The sequence below is a fragment of the Neisseria sp. HMSC15G01 genome (assembly GCF_001808255.1).
Taxonomy (GTDB): domain Bacteria; phylum Pseudomonadota; class Gammaproteobacteria; order Burkholderiales; family Neisseriaceae; genus Neisseria; species Neisseria subflava_A.
Window position 1 is genome coordinate 1 of sequence record NZ_KV792653.1, and the last position, 19,050, is coordinate 19,050.

At 48.3% G+C, this 19,050-nt stretch carries 15 protein-coding genes and 1 pseudogene; 9 read left to right on the top strand and 7 right to left on the bottom strand.

Going from position 1 to position 19,050, the window contains the following annotated elements; translation table 11 throughout:
- Positions 1–440: 440 nt before the first annotated feature.
- The 7 genes and pseudogenes from HMPREF3139_RS00085 (at position 441) to HMPREF3139_RS00115 (ending at position 9,838) form a co-directional block, all read left to right on the top strand.
- Positions 441–2,789, top strand: coding sequence for a NosR/NirI family protein (locus tag HMPREF3139_RS00085; RefSeq protein WP_168160490.1), 2,349 nt, complete (start codon positions 441–443; stop codon positions 2,787–2,789).
- Positions 2,790–2,895: 106 nt separating this feature from the next.
- Positions 2,896–4,863, top strand: coding sequence for a TAT-dependent nitrous-oxide reductase (gene nosZ / locus HMPREF3139_RS00090; protein WP_070459260.1), 1,968 nt, complete (start codon positions 2,896–2,898; stop codon positions 4,861–4,863).
- 198 nt (positions 4,864–5,061) lie between these two features.
- Entirely contained in the window at positions 5,062–6,423 is a 1,362-nt protein-coding gene (locus HMPREF3139_RS00095) for a nitrous oxide reductase family maturation protein NosD (RefSeq protein WP_070459262.1), read from the top strand.
- Positions 6,424–6,482: 59 nt separating this feature from the next.
- Entirely contained in the window at positions 6,483–7,376 is an 894-nt protein-coding gene (locus HMPREF3139_RS00100; protein ID WP_070459265.1) for an ABC transporter ATP-binding protein, read from the top strand.
- Entirely contained in the window at positions 7,373–8,203 is an 831-nt protein-coding gene (locus HMPREF3139_RS00105; protein WP_070459269.1) for an ABC transporter permease, read from the top strand. The genes HMPREF3139_RS00100 and HMPREF3139_RS00105 overlap by 4 nt, the downstream gene beginning before the upstream one ends.
- Positions 8,200–8,694 carry a nitrous oxide reductase accessory protein NosL gene (locus tag HMPREF3139_RS00110; protein WP_070459272.1) on the top strand — a complete coding sequence of 165 codons (495 nt, stop codon included), beginning with the start codon at positions 8,200–8,202 and terminating at the stop codon, positions 8,692–8,694. Before HMPREF3139_RS00105 ends, HMPREF3139_RS00110 begins: the two co-directional genes overlap by 4 nt.
- Before the next feature lie 117 nt (positions 8,695–8,811).
- Positions 8,812–9,838: pseudogene (locus tag HMPREF3139_RS00115) on the top strand (FAD:protein FMN transferase).
- Between the two features lie 591 nt (positions 9,839–10,429).
- Here the strand turns inward: HMPREF3139_RS00115 and HMPREF3139_RS00120 are convergent.
- From HMPREF3139_RS00120 to ybeY, 5 genes are all read right to left on the bottom strand, one after another.
- Positions 10,430–11,341, bottom strand: coding sequence for a MetQ/NlpA family ABC transporter substrate-binding protein (locus HMPREF3139_RS00120; protein ID WP_070459274.1), 912 nt, complete (start codon positions 11,339–11,341; stop codon positions 10,430–10,432).
- Positions 11,342–11,535: 194 nt separating this feature from the next.
- Positions 11,536–12,222 carry a methionine ABC transporter permease gene (locus HMPREF3139_RS00125; protein ID WP_049344872.1) on the bottom strand — a complete coding sequence of 229 codons (687 nt, stop codon included), beginning with the start codon at positions 12,220–12,222 and terminating at the stop codon, positions 11,536–11,538.
- 1 nt (position 12,223) lies between these two features.
- Positions 12,224–12,961, bottom strand: coding sequence for a methionine ABC transporter ATP-binding protein (locus HMPREF3139_RS00130; protein ID WP_070459288.1), 738 nt, complete (start codon positions 12,959–12,961; stop codon positions 12,224–12,226).
- A complete protein-coding gene (locus tag HMPREF3139_RS00135; protein ID WP_049344871.1) occupies positions 12,958–13,800 on the bottom strand; it encodes an HlyC/CorC family transporter in 843 nt (280 codons plus the stop codon). The genes HMPREF3139_RS00130 and HMPREF3139_RS00135 overlap by 4 nt, the downstream gene beginning before the upstream one ends.
- Position 13,801: 1 nt before the next feature.
- The gene (ybeY, locus tag HMPREF3139_RS00140; RefSeq protein ID WP_049344870.1) at positions 13,802–14,317 is read right to left on the bottom strand and encodes an rRNA maturation RNase YbeY; all 516 of its coding nucleotides are present in this window, start codon (positions 14,315–14,317) and stop codon (positions 13,802–13,804) included.
- Positions 14,318–14,435: 118 nt separating this feature from the next.
- On the opposite strand from ybeY, the gene hemC reads away from it, so the two are divergent.
- On the top strand, positions 14,436–15,365 hold the full coding sequence (hemC, locus tag HMPREF3139_RS00145) for a hydroxymethylbilane synthase (protein ID WP_107848928.1): 930 nt from the start codon (positions 14,436–14,438) through the stop codon (positions 15,363–15,365).
- A gap of 67 nt (positions 15,366–15,432) precedes the next feature.
- On the opposite strand, the gene yegQ is transcribed toward hemC, so the two are convergent.
- A complete protein-coding gene (gene yegQ / locus HMPREF3139_RS00150) occupies positions 15,433–16,788 on the bottom strand; it encodes a prephenate-dependent tRNA uridine(34) hydroxylase TrhP (protein ID WP_004519683.1) in 1,356 nt (451 codons plus the stop codon).
- Positions 16,789–17,116: 328 nt separating this feature from the next.
- Between yegQ and HMPREF3139_RS00155 the strand changes: the two genes are divergently transcribed.
- Positions 17,117–17,863, top strand: a complete 747-nt coding sequence (locus tag HMPREF3139_RS00155) for an amino acid ABC transporter permease (RefSeq protein WP_070459299.1) — start codon at positions 17,117–17,119, stop codon at positions 17,861–17,863.
- 76 nt (positions 17,864–17,939) lie between these two features.
- Here the strand turns inward: HMPREF3139_RS00155 and nagZ are convergent, their stop codons facing one another.
- Positions 17,940–19,025 (bottom strand): beta-N-acetylhexosaminidase, encoded by a 1,086-nt coding sequence (gene nagZ, locus HMPREF3139_RS00160; RefSeq protein WP_070459301.1) that lies wholly within the window; start codon positions 19,023–19,025, stop codon positions 17,940–17,942.
- Between the last annotated feature and the right edge of the window lie 25 nt (positions 19,026–19,050).

Genomic DNA, 19,050 nt, shown 5'->3' on the forward strand with positions numbered 1-19,050 from the left:
GGTACTGTTGGCCTGCGTCACAAATTCTAATCTGACTTAAGATTAGCCTGAAAAAGAGCCTGTTTTATACAGGCTCTTTTTGTTTTTGCAGGGACTGTATTTTATTATTGCAAGGGTAGGTTAAAGTATTTTCGATATTTTCAGACGGCTTATGAAAATCTAAGTCAGATTATATTCTATTAAATATATGCTAAATAAAATATTAGAAATTGTTTTGAGTATTATTATAAATAAGTTAACAATATAAAGATGGTCATTGATTAAGTTGATTTTCCTATATTTCATGTCTACTAATAAAAGATTTATTTTTATAGTTCTAAAGTATTATTAGCATGTGGAATTTGATTTTAAGATTTGTAAATTTGATTTTAATCAAATTATTGCCGATAGATGATTCATATAATATAAGTGTTTAGAGTATCGATATATCGGGAATAGCCATGTCCTGTCTTGAAATGAAGTGCTTAAGTGGCATTTGGAAACGAATCCTTGTGCTGTTTGCTGTATTTTCTATGATGATAGTAAGCCTACCTGCTTACGCAGAGCGCTTGCCTGATTTCTTGGCAAAAATTCAGCCTTCTGAAATTTTTCCTGGTGCTGATCGCTACGGCAAACCTGAAGGTAAGCCTTTGGTTGCTCGTGTATATAAAGGCGAAGAGCAACTTGGCTTGGTTTATATCACGACTGATGTGGTTAATACGCGCGGTTATTCGAGTAAGCCGATTGATACGATGGTTGCATTGGCCAATGATGGCACTATTGCCGGAGCAAAATTGGTTGAACATCATGAACCAATTATGCTGATTGGTATTCCGCAATCCCGTGTTGATAAATTCATTGATAAATATATTGGCTTAAATTTTATTAAAAATCCTCCGCAGCCTGGCGTGGCTCCTGGTGATATCATCAGTGGTGCGACTGTAACGTTAATGGTGATTAACGACAGTATTCAGCGTTCTGTCAAATCGGTTATTCATCAATATCATTTGGGTACGGATAAAGCGACTCAAGCCGGTGCTGCTGCCGCTTCTGGTGAACAAGCTGCAAATGAGCCTGCGGTTCAAACCCGTCCCCGTCGTGCTGTGAATTCTGATAAACAAGATATTCAGTCTTGGAATGCACTGTTAGAACAAAAAGCTGTTGGTCATCTGCATATTTCTGTTGACGATATCAACAAATTGTTTGAAAAAGGTGGTAAAGCAGGTGTTACAGACCATGCAGAGCAGGGCGATGGTAACGATACATTCGTTGATTTATATGTTGCTTTGGTCAGCCAACCTTCTATCGGTAAAAGTCTTTTAGGTGAAGCCGGTTGGAATAATCTGCAAAAACGTTTGCAACCAGGTCAACAGGCTATTATGGTTGCCGGTGAAGGCCGATACTCTTGGAAAGGCTCAGGCTATGTGCGTGGCGGTATCTTCGACCGTATCGAAATGATTCAGGGCGATACCAGCTTCCGTTTTACCGATGCACAACATGAGCGTGTAGTTGCTTTGGCAGCGGAAGGTGCACCTGCATTTAAAGAGGTCTCTTGGTTTACCATCCCGGAAGGTGTGGAATTTGATGCTGCCGAGCCATGGCGTTTACAACTGATGATTCAACGTGTGTTGAGCGTTAACGATAAAGCTTTTGTGAATGCAGATTTGGATTACGAATTGCCAAAAGGCTACTATGTCGATGATCCAAAAGCGCCACCTGTTGAAATCAGCGCGCCGGTTGAGCAAGTTGCGGCTGCAGCTTCAGTTCCTGAAAGTACGGGTATTGCCGAAGATGCGACTGCCGGTGATGATGGTGTTTCCAACCAACTTTGGAAACAGGTTTGGAAAGCCAAGCAAGGTCAAATTATTGTTGTCGGTATTGCTTTGACAATTCTTCTGTTGGTATTCCTGTTCCAAGACTGGATTGTACGTTACGAAAAATGGTATGACCGTTTCCGCCTCTGCTTCCTGACATTTACCTTAGTTTATATTGGTTGGTATGCGCAAGCTCAATTATCGGTTGTCAATACGCTGACCTTATTCTCCGCAGTTTTGACTGAATTCCACTGGGAATTCTTCCTGATGGATCCGCTGGTGTTCATCCTGTGGCTCTTTACAGCGGCAACCATGCTGTTGTGGAACAGGGGTACGTTCTGCGGCTGGCTGTGTCCTTTCGGTTCGTTGCAAGAATTGACCAATCGCATTGCTAAAAAACTGGGCGTAAAACAAATTACTGTGCCACATCTGTTGCATACGCGCCTGACAGCCATTAAATACGTCATCTTCTTCGGTTTGCTGGCTATTTCCCTGTATGATTTGGGTACTGCTGAAAAATTTGCAGAAGTTGAACCTTTCAAAACCGCAATTATTCTGAAGTTTATGCGCGAATGGTGGTTTGTATTGTTTGCTGCAGCTTTGCTGATTGCCGGATTGTTTATCGAACGTTTCTTCTGTCGTTATCTGTGTCCTTTGGGTGCGGGTATCGCATTGCCGGGTCGATTCCGTGTGTTTGACTGGCTGCGCCGCTATAAAATGTGTGGCAATCCTTGTCAGATTTGTACGCATGAATGTCCGGTACAGGCCATTGCACCAGAAGGCGATATCCATCCGAACGAATGTATCCAATGCCTGCATTGCCAGGTAATGTATCACCACGATACGCGTTGTCCTCAAGTAGTGGCAACGAATAAGAAAAAACAAAAACAAGCGGCAGCAAAATCTGAGCAGCACGATGCGGCAGCAACGAAAAATGCTCAAGAACAAGTTGTTCAGTTTGTTAAAAAAGAATCGGCAATTAGTGTTGATAAGTAGTTATTTATAAAAAAGAGGGCTGTATCGGCAGCCCAACTTAGAAATTTTTTCATCGGTAGGCCGTCTGAAAAAAATCGGCCGCCGGATTTTATCCAAGGAGTGTCGTATGTCAGACGAAAAATTAGAACAAAACGGCTTAAGCCGTCGTTCATTCTTAGGTACTGCCGCTGCTTCCGGCGCAGGTATTGCCGGTGCCGGTTTGTTGGGCTTGGCCGGTTGCTCTAACGGTGAGGGTGACAAAGCTGCTGTTTCTGGCGCAGCTCCTGCCGAAAAAGCCGCTGCTCATTCTGCCGAACCGGGCAAACAAACTTCCGAAGTCGGTCCAGGCGAACTTGACCAATACTACGGTTTCCTGTCAGGCGGTCAATCAGGCGAAATGCGCTTGATCGGTTTGCCATCTATGCGCGAACTGATGCGTATCCCAGTATTCAATATGGACAGCGCTACTGGTTGGGGTCGTACCAACGAGAGTCTGAGCGTTTTAAACGGAAACATTACGCCGGAAACCCGTAAATTCCTGCAAGACAGCGGTCTGCGTTGCTACCCTAACGGCGACTTGCACCACCCGCACTTGTCTTTCACCGACCAAACTTACGATGGCCGTTATGCTTACGCCAACGATAAAGCAAACACCCGTGTTTGCCGCGTCCGCTTGGATGTAATGAAAACCGATAAAATCATCGATATTCCTAATGCTTCAGGTATCCACGGTCTGCGTCCGCAACGTTATCCGAAAACCGGTTACGTTTTTGCCAACGGCGAACACATTGTTCCAGTTGACGGCGTAGGTAAATGGGATGATGCGAAAACTTGGAATGCCGTTTATACCGCAATTGACGGCGAAACCATGGAAATCGCATGGCAAGTTTTGGTAGACGGTAACTTGGACAACGGCGATGCCGACTACCAAGGTAAATACTCTTTCTCTACCTGCTATAACTCTGAACGCGCTCTGACTGTACAAGGTGCTTCTTCTAACGAGCAAGACTGGTGTGTAGTATTTAACCTGGCCGCTATCGAAGAAGGCATCAAAAAAGGCGACTTCAAAGAAGTTAACGGCGTGAAAATGTTGGACGGCCGTGCAGAAGCCAACTCTCCATACACCCGCTACATCCCTGTACCTAACTCTCCTCACGGCTGTAACGCAAGCCCTGACGGCAAATACATCATGCTCAACGGTAAACTGTCTCCAACCGTTACCGTATTGGATGTCAGCAAACTGGACGATTTGTTTGCAGGCAAAATTAAAGAGCGCGATGTTGTCGTAGCTGAACCTCAACTGGGTCTTGGCCCATTACACACTGCATTTGACGGTCGCGGCAATGCCTATACTACATTGTTTATCGACAGCCAAATGGTGAAATGGAACATCGACGATGCGATTAAAGCCTACAAAGGCGAGAAAATCGATCCGATTAAACAAAAATTGGACGTTCACTATCAACCTGGTCACAACCACACTACCATGGGTGAAACTAAAGAAGCCGACGGTAAATGGTTGGTGTCTTTGAACAAATTCTCCAAAGACCGCTTCCTGAACGCAGGCCCTCTGAAACCTGAGTGTGACCAATTAATCGACATCTCCGGCGACGAAATGCGTCTGGTTCACGACAACCCGACTTTTGCAGAACCACATGACTTCTGTCTGGTTTCCGCTTCCAAAGTGAACCCAAGCAAAACTTGGGACCGCAAAGACCCATGGTTCTGGAAAGATGCTTTGGAACAAGCGCAAAAAGACGGTGTTGAGCTGGAAAAAGCCGCTAAAGTCGTACGTGAAGGCAACAAAGTACGCGTGTACATGACTGCCGTTGCGCCTGCATTCAGTATCCCTCAATTTGAAGTGAACCAAGGCGACGAAGTGACCGTATACGTAACCAACGTTGAGACCATTGAGGACTTGACTCACGGTTTCACTTTGGAAGGCTACGGTATCGCTATGGAGATCGGCCCGCAAGCGACATCTTCTGTAACCTTCAAAGCAGTCCGTCCAGGCGTACACTGGTATTACTGCCAATGGTTCTGCCACGCATTGCACATGGAAATGTCAGGTCAAATGATTGTTAAACCAAAATAATTTTGGTTTGATGATTTAATCCTTCAGGCCGTCTGAAAAGACATTCTTTCAGACGGCCTTTATAGCAAAGCTGTTTGTCTGCAGATATTGCAATGAGATATAAGCCATCATCAGACAGCTTTGCTATAACATCAAAATACCTGTTTCTGCATATGTTTACCATGTAGAAAACAGGCCGTCTGAAATTGAGATATAATTATGACGCATACACCATCCCATCGTTCCAAATGGCAACGTGCCGCATTCGTATTGCTATTGGGCAGTATGGTTCAGACGGCCTTTGCCTCAGTCATCAACGTATCCGCACAAGACAATCTCAATGATGCTTTAGCGCGCGCCCAAGCCGGCGATACGCTCAAGCTTGCCTCCGGTACATACAAGACCAAACTCTATATCGACAAACCGATTACCATTGAAGGTCCGGCCGATCGCTCCGCCAAGATTGTCGGCGACAGGAGCGGGCGTACCATTGCCGTTCATGCGCCTGACGTAACTCTGCGCAATCTGACCGTTTCCAATTCAGGCTTGAGCCTGCCGGCCATGGATGCAGGGATTTATCTTGAGGAAACGGCTCCGCGAGCATTGGTTGAACACAATAATGTCTTGGACAACTCAGTCGGCGTATACATCCATGGCGCGGCAGAATCGATGGTGCGCGAAAATAAGATTGTCGGGGAAGCCACATTGCGTGTGAATGAGCGCGGTAATGGCGTAACGGTTTGGAATGCGCCGGGCGCGCAAGTAGTCGACAACGATATTTCCAAAGGCCGTGACGGTATTTTTTCTAATACCAGTACAAACAATACCTATAAAGGCAATCGTTTCAGCGATTTGCGTTTTGCAGTGCATTATATGTACACCAACGACAGCGAGGTCAGCAACAACATCTCTGTCGGCAACAATATGGGCTATGTGTTGATGTTCTCAGAGCGTCTCAAAGTGTATGGCAATATCGCCGTAGGCAGCCGTGACCAAGGCATTATGCTCAATTACGTCAACCATTCCGATATTAACGATAACATTATCAACAAAGCCGGTAAATGCGTATTCGCCTATAACGCCAACTTCAATAAAATTTTTGACAACCATTTTGAAAACTGTCAAATCGGCATTCACTTTACCGCGGCTATTGAAGGCACAAGTCTGTCCAATAATTCGTTTATCAACAACGAAAGCCAAGTTAAATACGTCAGCACCCGTTTCCTTGATTGGGGAGAGGGCGGCCGAGGCAATTATTGGAGCGACAACAGTACATTCGATCTTGATGGCGATGGTTTTGGCGACAACGCCTATCGACCGAACGGCATTATCGACCAAATCATTTGGCGCGCCCCCGTGTCCCGTCTGCTGATGAACAGTCCTGCCGTCAGCATTGTCAAATGGGCGCAATCTCAGTTCCCCGCTATTTTGCCGGGCGGCGTCATCGACAGTAAGCCATTGATGAAACCGATCAGCAACAAAACAAGCACCAAATACGAAGCCATGAAGGATGAGCTGTTGCACGAAGCCAGTACGCGCCAATCCGATTGGAGCGATGCCGAAAACGGATCTTTGAATTAAACATGTTTTCAGACGGCCTTTTTCATGAGGCCGTCTGAAACGGCACAAAGGAATTATTCATGACCAACCACGTCGAATTAAGAAACGTGACCAAACAATTCGGTAGTCAAAAAGCCGTCAACCAAGTCGATTTAGTCCTCAAAGCAGGCGAAAGCGTCGGCATGGCAGGGCATAACGGTGCAGGCAAATCCACCATCATGAAGCTGATACTCGGCCTGATTACGCCGACCGAAGGCGAAGTCATGTTGCTGGGCGAGCGTACCGGCAGTAAGGCAGGCGCACTGCTTCGCAGCCAAATCGGCTACCTGCCTGAAACCGTCGCGCTTCATCCTTCATTGACCGGCATTGAAACCATGGATTTCTATGCCAAACTTAAAAAACAGCCCTTGAGGAAAAACCGTGAGTTGTTGGAACGCGTCGGCATTTCTCAAGCGGCACGCCGCCGTGTCGGCACTTACTCCAAAGGTATGCGCCAACGTCTCGCTTTGGCACAAGCCTTGTTGGGCGAGCCTAAAGTCTTATTGTTTGACGAACCGACCACAGGCCTTGACCCGGCTTCACGCCAAATGTTTTACGAAGTCGTGCGCGAACTGAATGGACGCGGTGCAACCGTATTGCTCAGCACGCACGCGCTTGCCGAACTCGATGGCCACGCCGACCGCATTATCGTCATGAAAAACGGTGTGAAAGTTGCCGATGGCAGCATGGATGAGTTGCATGTTCAAAGTGGTTTGCCGTTGACCGTCAATGTTCGTTTGAAAGAAGCGCGTCCGTTGAGCGAGCGTTGGCAGCCGCTTTCAGACGGGCTGTCGTATAAAGCGCAATGTAAAGCCGAAGAGCGTATGGGGCTTTTGAGTGAATTGGGTGATTTGGGCAACCTTGCCTATATCGATATCCATACCCCGACACTTGACGATATGTACGCACAATTCTTAAAAAGGGAAGACGTATGAACCCCGTTTGGATTATTACCGGCAAAGAAGTCCGCGACAGCCTGCGCAACCGTTGGGTCCTCGCCGCCGCACTCCTGCTTGCCGCGCTTGCCCTGTCATTGGGTTTCCTGGGCAGCTCGCCTACCGGTACAGTCAAAGTCGATCCGTTGACCGTTACCGTTGTCAGCCTCTCCAGCCTGTCGATTTTCCTGATTCCGCTGATTGCGATGTTGCTCTCTTATGATGCGCTGATTGGCGAAATCGAACGCGGCACGATGGCGCTGTTGTTGAGCTATCCGATTTCGCGCAACCAAATCCTTGCCGGCAAATTTATCGGCCATCTCATCATCCTTGCCCTTGCCACCACGGCAGGCTACGGATTGGCGGGCATTACCCTCCAGCTTGCCAACGGCGGCTTTGACCTTGCCGCATGGAAACCTTTTGCCCTCCTGATTGTTGCCAGTGTGATTCTTGGTGCAGCCTTTTTGTCTATGGGTTATTTGATTAGCGCAAAAGTCAAAGAACGCGGTACTGCCGCCGGTATCGCCATCGGCGTATGGCTGTTTTTTGTGGTGATTTTCGATATGGCGCTTTTGGGTGTTTTGGTTGCCGATACTGAACAAGTTATTACCGCGCCTGTTGTAGAAACCATTCTCTTGTTCAATCCTTCCGACATTTACCGTCTGCTCAACCTGACCGGTTATGAAAACACCGCGATGTACGCAGGGATGGCCGGTTTGAGCGATCAAATCAGCCTGACTATGCCGGTTTTGCTGACGGCGCAGGTATTATGGGTTATCATTCCCTTGGTCTTGGCCGCCTGGATTTTCGGAAAGAGACAAATATGAGAAAAATATTATTTACAGCATTCACCATCCTTGCTTTATCTGCTTGTAGCAAAGAGGAAAATACTCCTCCGCCTACGCCCCAACGAATCAGCGACAGTGCAGTCGGTCATTACTGCAGCATGAACTTGACCGAACACAACGGCCCTAAAGCGCAAATCTTCTTGAACGGCAAACCTGACAAACCGGTTTGGTTTTCCACCATCAAGCAGATGTTCGGCTACACTAAACTGCCTGAAGAGCCCAAAGGCATTCATGCTATCTATGTTACCGATATGGGCAAAGTCAAAGATTGGGAAAAACCCAATGCCGACGCCGAATGGATAGATGCGAAAAAAGCCTATTACGTCATCGAAAGCAGCTTTATCGGCGGCATGGGTGCGGAAGACGCGCTTCCGTTTGCCGACAAGGCTCAGGCTGAAAAATTCGCCAAAGAGAAAGGCGGCAGAGTAGTCGGTTTTGCAGAGATGCCCGACGAATACATTTTCAAATAAAACAACCAATAAAGGCCGTCTGAAACAGTTTCAGACGGCCTTTATGTTGGAAGCTGTCGATTGATGATTTAATGAATGCGGCTTTCAATGTAAAGATAAAAATCCAAGGAATACTTTATGTCCACCCCCTTAACGCGCCGCCGTTTCCTTGCCATCGCCGCCACACTTGCCGCTGGTGTCGGCATTCCCTTTGCCATTAGCCGCAGAACCAATCAGCCGACTCATCCGGCCAGCCTGAATCAAGAAGAGCAGCCAGTTATTTGGAGAGGTATTGCGTTGGGTTCGGGTGCGGAGTTGCGTTTGTTCGGCGTTGAGCGCAAGCAGGCGGAAATACTGGTCAACAAAGTATTGGCGGAAGTTTCACGATTGGAAAAAATCTTCAGCCTGTATCGGGATGACAGCATGATTAGCCGCTTAAACCGAGAAGGCCGTCTGAAAAATCCGCCATCCGATTTTTTGCAGCTGCTCAGTATCAGCCGAGATATCCATCAGCTGACGCAGGGTGCATTTGATCCCAGCATTCAGCCTTTGTGGAATCTGTATGCCGACCATTTTAGGCGAAACCCCAAAACCGAAACGCCGCCATCCGAACGCAGTATCAAAGACACGGCTCAAATTAGTGGATTTCAACAAAGTCGATTTTGATACCAAAGAAATCCGTTTTGACCAAAAAGGCATGGGCTTATCGCTTAACGGCATTGCGCAGGGCTATATCACCGACAAAGTAGCCGAATTGTTGAAGCAGCAAGGCGTTACCCAGGCATTGATTGATATGGGGGAGATTTACGGCTTTGATAATGCCAACCAGCGCGAGTGGAATGTCAGCATTCGCAATCCCGACCAAGAAGACCAAATCCTGACCACCATTGCCATGAAAAACCAAGCCTTTGCCACATCGGGCGGCTATGGCACGGTAATGGACGAGGCTGGCAAATTTACCCATCTTTTTGATCCGCGTACAGGCGGAAGCCAACCGCGTTATAAAAGCATGAGCGTTATGGCGGAGAGTGCGGCGGTTGCTGATGCTTTTTCCACCGCATTCTCCATTATGGATGAAGCGGCCATCCGTACTGCGGCTCAAGTTAAAAAGGCACAGGTTTGGCTGGTAATGCCGAATAATGAATTGAAGAAGATTGGAGGATGAGGGAAGGGCGGCCTTGTCTGCGATTTTGACTATGTGCATAGGGCAGGGAAGGCTCCATTACTGAAATAATGGAGGATAAAAAAAGAAGGGCTGCCCAAGGGGGCAACCCTGAAACTCTTGCAGCTGGGAGTAATTAGCAAGAGATTACGACACTTAAAACAAAAATTCACTCATTTCAAAGCACGAAGCTTTAATATCTAAGCAAAACGGTATTTCAACCGCTCAAACCCCTTCGATACGGAGAAACACAACATACATGGGAAAATCCGACAAAGTGGTTTGAAGTAATTCAGATGAACGGTCTGTAATGCGGATAACCGGATGTCTTTAGATGAGCGGTATAATATCAGGATAAGCGGAACATTACTAGTGAATATTATAAAAAAGTAGAATAATTCATTTAGTAATTGATTCTATTGAATAAAAACATGATTTCTTATTGAACTTTTTTACAACATATTGATTTGGTTTTAAAAAGGGAATTACGTAAGTATTTGGCGTTAATCAAAAAACTTGTTTTGAACTTTGGGAAGAGATAATCAATAGAAAAAGGCCGTCTGAATGTTCAGACGGCCTTTTTCAAAAAGTTACTTATTTGGTTGCAGAAGCAGTAGAAGCAGCTTCGGCTTGAGCGCCTGCAGCTGCGTTTTCACCCCATGCAGCAGGATATTTGTAACCGGCAAAGCGTTTTTGTGAGTAGGCTTTGAACTCGTCAGAGTTGTAGGCTTCGGTTACATCTTTCAGCCATTGGCTGTCTTTGTCGGCAGTACGGACAGCAGACCAGTTAACGTAGGCGAAGCTCGGCTCTTGGAACAGGGCTTCGGTCAGTTTCATGCCGCTGCTCATGGCGTAGTTGCCGTTAACGATGGCAAAGTCAACGTCGGCACGGCTGCGCGGCAGTTGGGCGGCTTCAAGTTCTACGATTTGGATGTTTTTAGGGTTTTCGGCAATATCTGCTTTAGATGCGGTCAGCGGATCAACGTCGGCTTTCAGTTTAATCCAGCCCAATTCGTTCAACATAACCAATGCACGGGCAAAGTTGGATGGGTCGTTAGGTGCGGAAACGCTGACGCCGTCTTTCAATTCGTCCAAAGATTTCAGTTTGCCAGGGTACAGGCCCAAAGGTGCAGTCGGTACTTGGAAGGCTTCAGTGATGTCCAGTTTGTGTTCTTTTTTGAAGTCATCCAGATAAGGTTTGTGTTGGAAGATGTTGATGTCCAATTCGCCTTCAGCCAAAGCAAGGTTGGGGCGCACATAGTCGGTGAACTCGATCAGTTTGACTTTATAGCCTTTTTTCTCCAAAGCCGGTTGGATTTGGTCTTTTACCATATCGCCGAAGTCGCCGACGGTTGTACCGAAGACGATTTCTTTTTTCTCTGCGCCGTTGTCGGCAGAAGAAGCAGCAGAGGCAGCAGGCGCGCTGTCTTTTTGACCACCGCAGGCAGCCAATACGATGGCCAGCGCAGCAGCAGAAAGGGTTTTGAAGAATGTGTTGGTTTTCATATTTTGCTCCAGATGGATGATAAAACGGTTTCAGACGGCCTTAAGCTGCCGCCGTCAAAAAAAGAGGAATTGTAAATCTATTTTGGGAATATGAGGGTGTTTTTTGTAGATTTATTTGGTATATCCTAATATGTTCTAAATAGATAACAGGCCGTCTGAAAAATAGTAAGTCCATTTCAGACGGCCTGGTTTGTTTAACGTTTATCCAGTTTGCGCGCCAATCTGTTGCCGATACCTTGAATCAGGATAACGAGTAAAACCAGGATGGCAACGATGAAGATGATGACTTCCATTTGATAGCGGTAGTAGCCGTAACGGATAGCAAGGTCGCCCAAACCGCCGCCGCCAATCATACCTGCCGCCGCGCTGTACGACAAAAGGCCAATAGCCAGTACGGTAATGCTGGAAACCATACCTGCGCGCGCTTCATTCAAAAGCACTTTGCAGATGATGCTCATGGGTGAGGCACCCATTGCGGAGGCCGCTTCAATTACGCCTCTGGGTACTTCGCGCAGGTTTTGCTCAACCAGACGGGCGAAGTAGAATAGGCCGGATACGCTCAATACCAATGAGGCGGCAACCGGGCCGATGGTCGTGCCGATGATGGCGCGTGTAACAGGAATCATGGCAATCATCAGGATGACGAAAGGGAATGCGCGCATCAGGTTGACCAGGTTGTCCAAAAACAAATTCAGCTGTTTGTTGTAGTGCAACTGATGGCTTGACGTCACAAACAGCAATACGCCCAAAATCGTACCGAAGATAACGGCGAAAGTAGTCGATAGGCCGACCATAATAAAGGTTTCGCCCAAGGCTTGGATAATTTCGCCCTTCATGCTGATGATGGTCTCAACAGCACTTTCAAATGTTAAATCTGCCATATTAGTCCTCTCGAATCAGCTCTTGCCCGATTTCGGATTGGGCATGGATTTGGTTGCCGTGTACTTCAACGATTTCCAGCAGACGGCCTTTATCCAAGAGGGCGGCACGGTCGCACAGGCGGCGGATAACGCTCATTTCGTGGGTAACGATGACGATGGTTACGTTGAAACGTCGGTTGATGTCTTCCAAACATTTCAAAACGCTGCGCGTAGTGGCGGGGTCGAGGGCGGAAGTGGGTTCGTCGGCGAGGATGACTTGAGGTTGCGGCGCCAGCGCACGGGCAATGCCGACACGTTGTTTTTGACCGCCGGAAAGTTGGGACGGGTAATGGTTGGCATGGTCTTGCAAGTCGACAATTTCCAAACATTCTTCAACACGCGCTTGGATTTTTTTAGACGGCCATTTGGCAATTTCTAAAGGGAAGGCGACGTTTTCGGCAACGGTACGGTTGCTCAATAGGTTGAACTGTTGGAATACCATGCCGATGTTTTGTCGGGCGTGGCGCAGTTGCGTGGCGTTGAGTGCGGTCAGCTCTTGGCCGCACACGCTGACGGTACCTGTATCCGGACGTTCCAATAAGTTAATCAGGCGCAGCAGGGTGGATTTGCCTGCGCCGGAATAGCCCATCAAGCCAAAGATTTCACCCTGTTTGATTTCGAGGCTGGTCGGCTCGACGGCGACAAAGTCTTTGTTGTCGCGTGTTTGATAGTGTTTGGAGACGTGATCCAGAATAATCATGGTTTATCCGTGTTTTCTTTAATTCGTGTGGCCATCAGGGTGTGCAGACGGCGGTTGTCGGCGCGTGCGACGGTAAATTGCAGGCTGCCGATGATGACTTTTTCGCCGCGTACGGGCAGGTGTCCCAATTCTTGAATGACCAGGCCACCGATGGTATCGGCTTCTTCGCTGCTGTATTCCGTACCGAAGAAGGTGTTGATATCTTTGATTTCGGTGGCAGCGTGGATGCGCCAGCGTTCGGAAGAAACGGCGTGGATATTGTCGGCGCTGTCGTCTTCGTCAAATTCGTCTTCGATGTCGCCGACGATTTGCTCGATGATGTCTTCAAAGGTTACCAGGCCGGATGTACCGCCGTATTCGTCAATGACAATCGCCATGTGGTTGCGTTGTTCGCGGAATTCTTTTAAAAGGGAGGCCAGTGATTTGCCTTCGGGGACGAAAACGGCAGGGCGCAAGACGGATTTCAGGTGGAACTGCTCGGGGTTGAACATATATTTGAGCAGGTCTTTGGCGTGCAAAATGCCCAAAACTTCGTCTTTGTCTTCGCCGATGACGGGGAAACGCGAATGGGCGGTTTCGATGATGTAGGCCGTGATGCGCTCGATGCTGTCGTTTTCTTTCAATACGTTCATGCGGCTGCGCGTAATCATGGCATCGCGCACTTCCAGCTCGGCAAAGTCCAATACTTTTTCCAGCCGGGTCAGTGTGTCGGCATCAAAAACTTCCTGCTCGTGCGCTTGGCGCAGCAGGGTCAATACGTCTTCGGCGGAATCAGGCTCGCCGGCAAGTCGGGAGATTAGGCGTTCGAAAAACTTGGGTTTCGACTGCGTACCGTCCATTTTAATATTCGTCCTCTTGGTAGGGGTTGGGGAAGCCTGCCGCCAGCATCAGGCGGATTTCTTCGGCTTCCATTATTTCGGCTTCATTGTCTTCGATGTGGTCGTAGCCCATCAGGTGTAAAGTACCGTGTATGGTCAGGTGGGCAAAATGCTGCTCAGGTGTTTTGCCTTGTTCGGCGGCCTCTTTCAAAACCACTTGCGGACAAATTACCAAATCGCCATACAAGCCGTCTGAAAACTGGTCGGGCAGGATTTCGCCTTCGTTGAGCGCGAAACTCAATACATTGGTGGCGTAATCCTTGCCGCGGTAGTCGCGGTTGTAGGCGCGGGCTTCTTCTTCGTCCAGAAGAATCAGGCTGATGTCTGCGCGGCGGTATTCGTTTTTCAAGGCCGACCACGCCCAGCGGTAGAAGTCGTTCTCTGACGGAAGGTTGGCGGCGGAAGAAGCGTTTTCAAAGCTCAGATGAAAACGTTGCCGCTGTAAGGATAAAAAAGGATATTTCTTGGCGCGTTTCATGTTGTCCGGAAAATTTGGTTTTTAGGCGTAAATATAACATATTCACCCCCATGCCGTCTGAAAAAACGCCCAAAATATGATAGACTTCATGCCGTTTTCCATCTTTCAGGCAACCATTATGAACCCGAAAAAACTCGTTATCGCCAGTCGCGAAAGCCTGCTTGCCATGTGGCAGGCAAAACACATCCAAGGCCGTCTGAAAGCCCTGTATCCCGATTGCGAAGTCGAGATTTTGGGCATGACCACGCGCGGCGACCAGATTTTGGACAGAACTTTGTCAAAAGTCGGCGGTAAAGGCTTGTTTGTCAAAGAGTTGGAGCAGGCTTTGTATGACGGCCGGGCCGACTTGGCCGTGCATTCGATTAAAGACGTGCCGATGGATTTACCTGAAGGTTTTACGCTTGCGGCCATCGGCGAACGCGCCAATCCGTTTGACGCATTTGTGTCCAACCAATACGCGCGTTTGGAAGAAATGCCCAAAGGCGCTGTCGTCGGCACATCCAGCCTGCGCCGCGAAGCCCAGTTGCGCGTGCGCTATCCGCATTTGGTTATCAAACCTTTGCGCGGCAATGTGCAAACCCGTTTGTCCAAACTCGATAACGGCGAATACGACGCGATTATTTTGGCTGCCGCCGGTTTGCAGCGTCTGGAATTGGACGAACGCATCCGCATGATTTTGTCGGAATCCGACAGTCTGCCTGCCGCCGGACAAGGCGCATTGGGTATTGAAATTGCAGCGCATCGCGAAGATTTGTACGAAGTCTTAAAGCCTTTGAACCACGATACCACACACGCCTGCGTTACGGCCGAACGTGCGTTGGCGCGCGCTTTGGGTGGAAGTTGCCAAGTGCCGCTGGCCGCATATTGCACTGAAGAAAACGGCTTGCTGACCTTGCGCGGCTTGGTCGGTCATCCTGACGGTTCGGTAATTTTGCAGGCGGATGCGCAAGCCCCTGCCGAATACGCCGATGCCTTGGGTCGTGCAGTCGCCAAAAAACTGGCAGATGATGGTGCGGAAGAATTGATTGCTGCCGTATTGCAAGAATAGGCTTAAAACAGCATAGATCATTTAAAAGGCCGTCTGAAACTTTCAGACGGCCTTTATTTTTCGATGCTTAAGGATTCATAATCCGCGCAACCAAAGCTTTTTCTTTGCCTTGCATATTCGGGATTTTGACCTGAATGCCGTTGCCTGGGGCAACATCGACAGGCTGGCCTTTGCGGGTCATTTGTTCCAATTTGATGGTTTGGTTGCCGCTCGGGTGGATGATTTCGAGTGAATCGCCGACAGCGAAGCGGTTTTTAACTTCGATTGTCGCCCAGCCGTTTTCATCAATTTCGGTAACGTGGCCGACGTATTGGCTTTGTTTGGCGGTGGAATGGCCGCTGAGGTAGTTTTGGTAGTCTTGAGTTTGGTGGCGTTCGAGGAAGCCGCTGGTGTAGCCACGGTTGGCGAGGCCTTCGAGTTCGCTCAACAGGCTGTAATCAAACGGACGGCCTGCAACGGCATCGTCAATCGCTTTGCGGTAGGACTGGGCCACGCGTGCAACATAATAGAGCGATTTGGTACGGCCTTCGACTTTGAGGCTGTCCACACCAATTTTTGCCAGTTTCTCAACCACTTCAATGCCGCGAAGGTCTTTGGAGTTCATGATGTAGGTGCCGTGTTCATCTTCCATAATCGGCATCATTTCGCCCGGGCGGTTGGACTCTTCAATCAGGAAAACTTTGTCGGCGTAGGGATGGCGTTTTTGACCATTGATGCCTTCAAAGTTTTGGTTGGCTTCTTCTTGAGCTTTTTCAAAGTTGAAACCTTGCAGAAGTTGGGCGTCGCCTGCATCGCTTTCAGTGGCGTTGTGAACCTTGTAGTCCCAACGGCAGGAGTTGGTGCAGGTGCCTTGGTTGGGGTCGCGATGGTTGAAATAGCCGGAGAGCAGGCAGCGGCCGGAGTAGGCGATACACAATGCGCCGTGAATGAAGACTTCGAGTTCGATGTCGGGGCATTCTTGGCGGATTTCGGCGATTTCTTCCATGCTCAATTCGCGCGACAGAATAATGCGCTCAACGCCGATGTTTTGCCAGAATTTCACGCCCCAGTAGTTGGTGGTGTTTGCCTGTACGGACAGGTGAATCGGCATTTCCGGCCATTTTTCGCGCACAGTCATAATCAAACCCGGATCCGCCATAATCAACGCGTCGGGTTTCATGGCAATCAAGGGCTCCATATCGGAAACAAAGGTTTTGAGTTTGGAGTTGTGCGGCAGCGTATTGACGGTCAGGAAGAATTTTTTGTTGCGCTCGTGCGCTTCTTTAATGCCTTGCTCGAGGACGTCGAGTTTGGCAAATTCGTTGTTGCGGGCGCGCAGGGAGTAACGCGGGCTGCCGGCGTAAACGGCATCTGCGCCGTAATCGTAGGCGGCGCGCATGCGTTCGAGGCCGCCTGCAGGCAATAAGAGTTCGGGTACTTTCATGTTTTATGCTTTTTAAAATGTTTTCAGACGGCCCTTAAGGAAAGAGGGAAGGCCGTCTGAAAGATGTTTGAAGAATGGGCGGATTATCCGCTGTTTTTGTGTTTCGGTCAATTTTGTGTCGGGTTTGCGCTTTGTTTTTTATACGGAAAATGTCCTATATGGGCAAAGGTGAAAAGGGGCTTTAATTTATTAGAAATGTAAAAAAAGCAGGGTTGGGTGGATTAATTTAACAAAAAACCGTTCAAGCAATGTATTTTCTTGTAAAATATCAAGCTTCATTTTTAAAAAATATTCGGATTAGTTACCGATTTTGACCGACGGAAGGGTTATGGATTTTCGTTTTGACATTATTTATGAATACCGCTGGATGTTTTTTTACGGCGTATTAGCGACGCTGGGAATTACAGTGGTTGCAACGATTGGCGGTTCGATTTTAGGTTTGCTGTTGGCATTGGCTCGTTTGGTTAATCCGGAAAAAGCCGGTGCGCCGATACGTGCATTGGCTTGGGTTTTGCGTAAGATTTCTTTTGTGTATGTTGCATTGTTCCGCGGTACGCCATTGCTTGCTCAAGTTATTATTTGGGCTTTTGTTATTTTCCCATTTTTTGTACATCCTACCGATGGTGCATTAATCAGCGGAGAATCTGCAATTAATTTTCGTCGCTCTTATGGCCCATTGATCGCAGGTGTAATGGCTTTGATTGCCAACTCAGGTGCATATGTTTGTGAGATTTTCCGTGCCGGTATCCAGTCGATTGATAAAGGCCAAATGGAAGCCGCACGTTCTTTGGGTCTGACCTATACCCAGGCGATGCGTTATGTGATTTTACCTCAGGCTCTTCGCCGTATGTTGCCGCCACTTGCAGGTGAATTTATCACACTTTTGAAAGATAGTTCTTTGCTGTCTGTTATTGCAGTTCCTGAACTTATGTCTGTTCAAAAAGCAATCACAGGTCAGTATTCGATATTCCAAGAGCCACTTTATACGGTTGCATTGATTTATCTTGTATTGACGAGTGTATTAGGATGGGTATTCTTACGTTTGGAACGTCGCTATAACGTAAAACTTCATTAATTAGGAAGACAAAAAAGGAAGACTTTTTCAAGTCTTCCTTTTTTTATTTGCCGTCAATGTTTCAGACGGCCTTGAATCAGAATGCTTCGCCGACTTTGACACCGCCTGCGATGTCTTTTGGAGTTGCCAGTTTGGCAGTTGCTTGTTGGGCGGCTTGGAATGCTTCGGTTGCCATGATGTCGGCAGCTTCTTGTACGGTCAATGTGTTGGCCATGTATTGCCAACGTGCTGCCAAGTCAGCGTTTGCCGGTGCGTGGAAACCGTCTCGTAATTCATCTACCAAGTCAGGGCGGTTGCACACCAGTACAATATCGCAGCCTGCTTCAAAAGAAAGGCGGGCGCGTTCTTTAATACCGCCGACACCACATGCACCTTCCATGGTCAGGTCGTCTGAAAAGATAACGCCGTTAAATCCGATTTCTTGGCGCAGGATTTGTTTCAGCCATTTTTCGGAGAAGCCGGCAGGTTGACTGTCGATTTGCGGGTATACGACGTGGGCAGGCATGACTGCGGCCATGCCTGCTTGGCTCAATGCTCGGAATGGGATAAGGTCGGCGGCTTCGAGCCCTTCGCGGCTGCGTTCGTCGCAAGGCAGGACGTGATGGCTGTCGCCTTCGACAAAGCCGTGGCCGGGGAAGTGTTTGCCGCAAGATTTCATGCCGCCTTTGTTCAGGCCTTTTTGCAGGGCAAGGGCAAGCTGGGTCACGATGTTGGCGTCGCGGTGGAAACTGCGGTTGCCGATGACGGCGCATTGCCCCCAGTCTAAATCCAATACAGGCGTAAAGGATAGGTCGATACCGCAGGCGGAGAGTTCGGTTGCCAAAACCCAGCCGACTTGTTCTGCTTGGGCGCAGGCGGCTTCTTTGCCTTCGTTGTCCCAAATTTCGCCCAATACGTTCATGGCCGGCAGGCGGGTGAAGCCGTCAATAAAACGTTGAACCCGTCCGCCTTCGTGGTCAACGGCGATGATGAGTTCAGGTGTACGGACGGCTTTGATTTCTTGAACCAAAGCTTTGAGTTGGGAGACGTTTTCAAAGTTGCGGCGGAACAAAATAACGCCACCGACGGCAGGGTCGAGCAGGCGTTGTTTTTCTTCTTCGGTCAGATGATAGGCAGCGACGTCGGCCATGACTGGGCCGCGTGGAAGATGGGGCGTATTCATTGTTTTGTCCTGAATAATGTATATA

Excerpts from the sequence above, each read along its gene's own strand:
- HMPREF3139_RS00085 (WP_168160490.1), top strand. The coding sequence starts at position 441 with ATGTCCTGTCTTGAAATGAAGTGCTTAAGTGGCATTTGGAAACGAATC.
- nosZ (WP_070459260.1), top strand. The coding sequence starts at position 2,896 with ATGTCAGACGAAAAATTAGAACAAAACGGCTTAAGCCGTCGTTCATTC.
- HMPREF3139_RS00095 (WP_070459262.1), top strand. The coding sequence starts at position 5,062 with ATGACGCATACACCATCCCATCGTTCCAAATGGCAACGTGCCGCATTC.
- HMPREF3139_RS00100 (WP_070459265.1), top strand. The coding sequence starts at position 6,483 with ATGACCAACCACGTCGAATTAAGAAACGTGACCAAACAATTCGGTAGT.
- HMPREF3139_RS00105 (WP_070459269.1), top strand. The coding sequence starts at position 7,373 with ATGAACCCCGTTTGGATTATTACCGGCAAAGAAGTCCGCGACAGCCTG.
- HMPREF3139_RS00110 (WP_070459272.1), top strand. The coding sequence starts at position 8,200 with ATGAGAAAAATATTATTTACAGCATTCACCATCCTTGCTTTATCTGCT.
- HMPREF3139_RS00120 (WP_070459274.1), bottom strand. The coding sequence starts at position 11,341 with ATGAAAACCAACACATTCTTCAAAACCCTTTCTGCTGCTGCGCTGGCC.
- HMPREF3139_RS00125 (WP_049344872.1), bottom strand. The coding sequence starts at position 12,222 with ATGGCAGATTTAACATTTGAAAGTGCTGTTGAGACCATCATCAGCATG.
- HMPREF3139_RS00130 (WP_070459288.1), bottom strand. The coding sequence starts at position 12,961 with ATGATTATTCTGGATCACGTCTCCAAACACTATCAAACACGCGACAAC.
- HMPREF3139_RS00135 (WP_049344871.1), bottom strand. The coding sequence starts at position 13,800 with ATGGACGGTACGCAGTCGAAACCCAAGTTTTTCGAACGCCTAATCTCC.
- ybeY (WP_049344870.1), bottom strand. The coding sequence starts at position 14,317 with ATGAAACGCGCCAAGAAATATCCTTTTTTATCCTTACAGCGGCAACGT.
- hemC (WP_107848928.1), top strand. The coding sequence starts at position 14,436 with ATGAACCCGAAAAAACTCGTTATCGCCAGTCGCGAAAGCCTGCTTGCC.
- yegQ (WP_004519683.1), bottom strand. The coding sequence starts at position 16,788 with ATGAAAGTACCCGAACTCTTATTGCCTGCAGGCGGCCTCGAACGCATG.
- HMPREF3139_RS00155 (WP_070459299.1), top strand. The coding sequence starts at position 17,117 with ATGGATTTTCGTTTTGACATTATTTATGAATACCGCTGGATGTTTTTT.
- nagZ (WP_070459301.1), bottom strand. The coding sequence starts at position 19,025 with ATGAATACGCCCCATCTTCCACGCGGCCCAGTCATGGCCGACGTCGCT.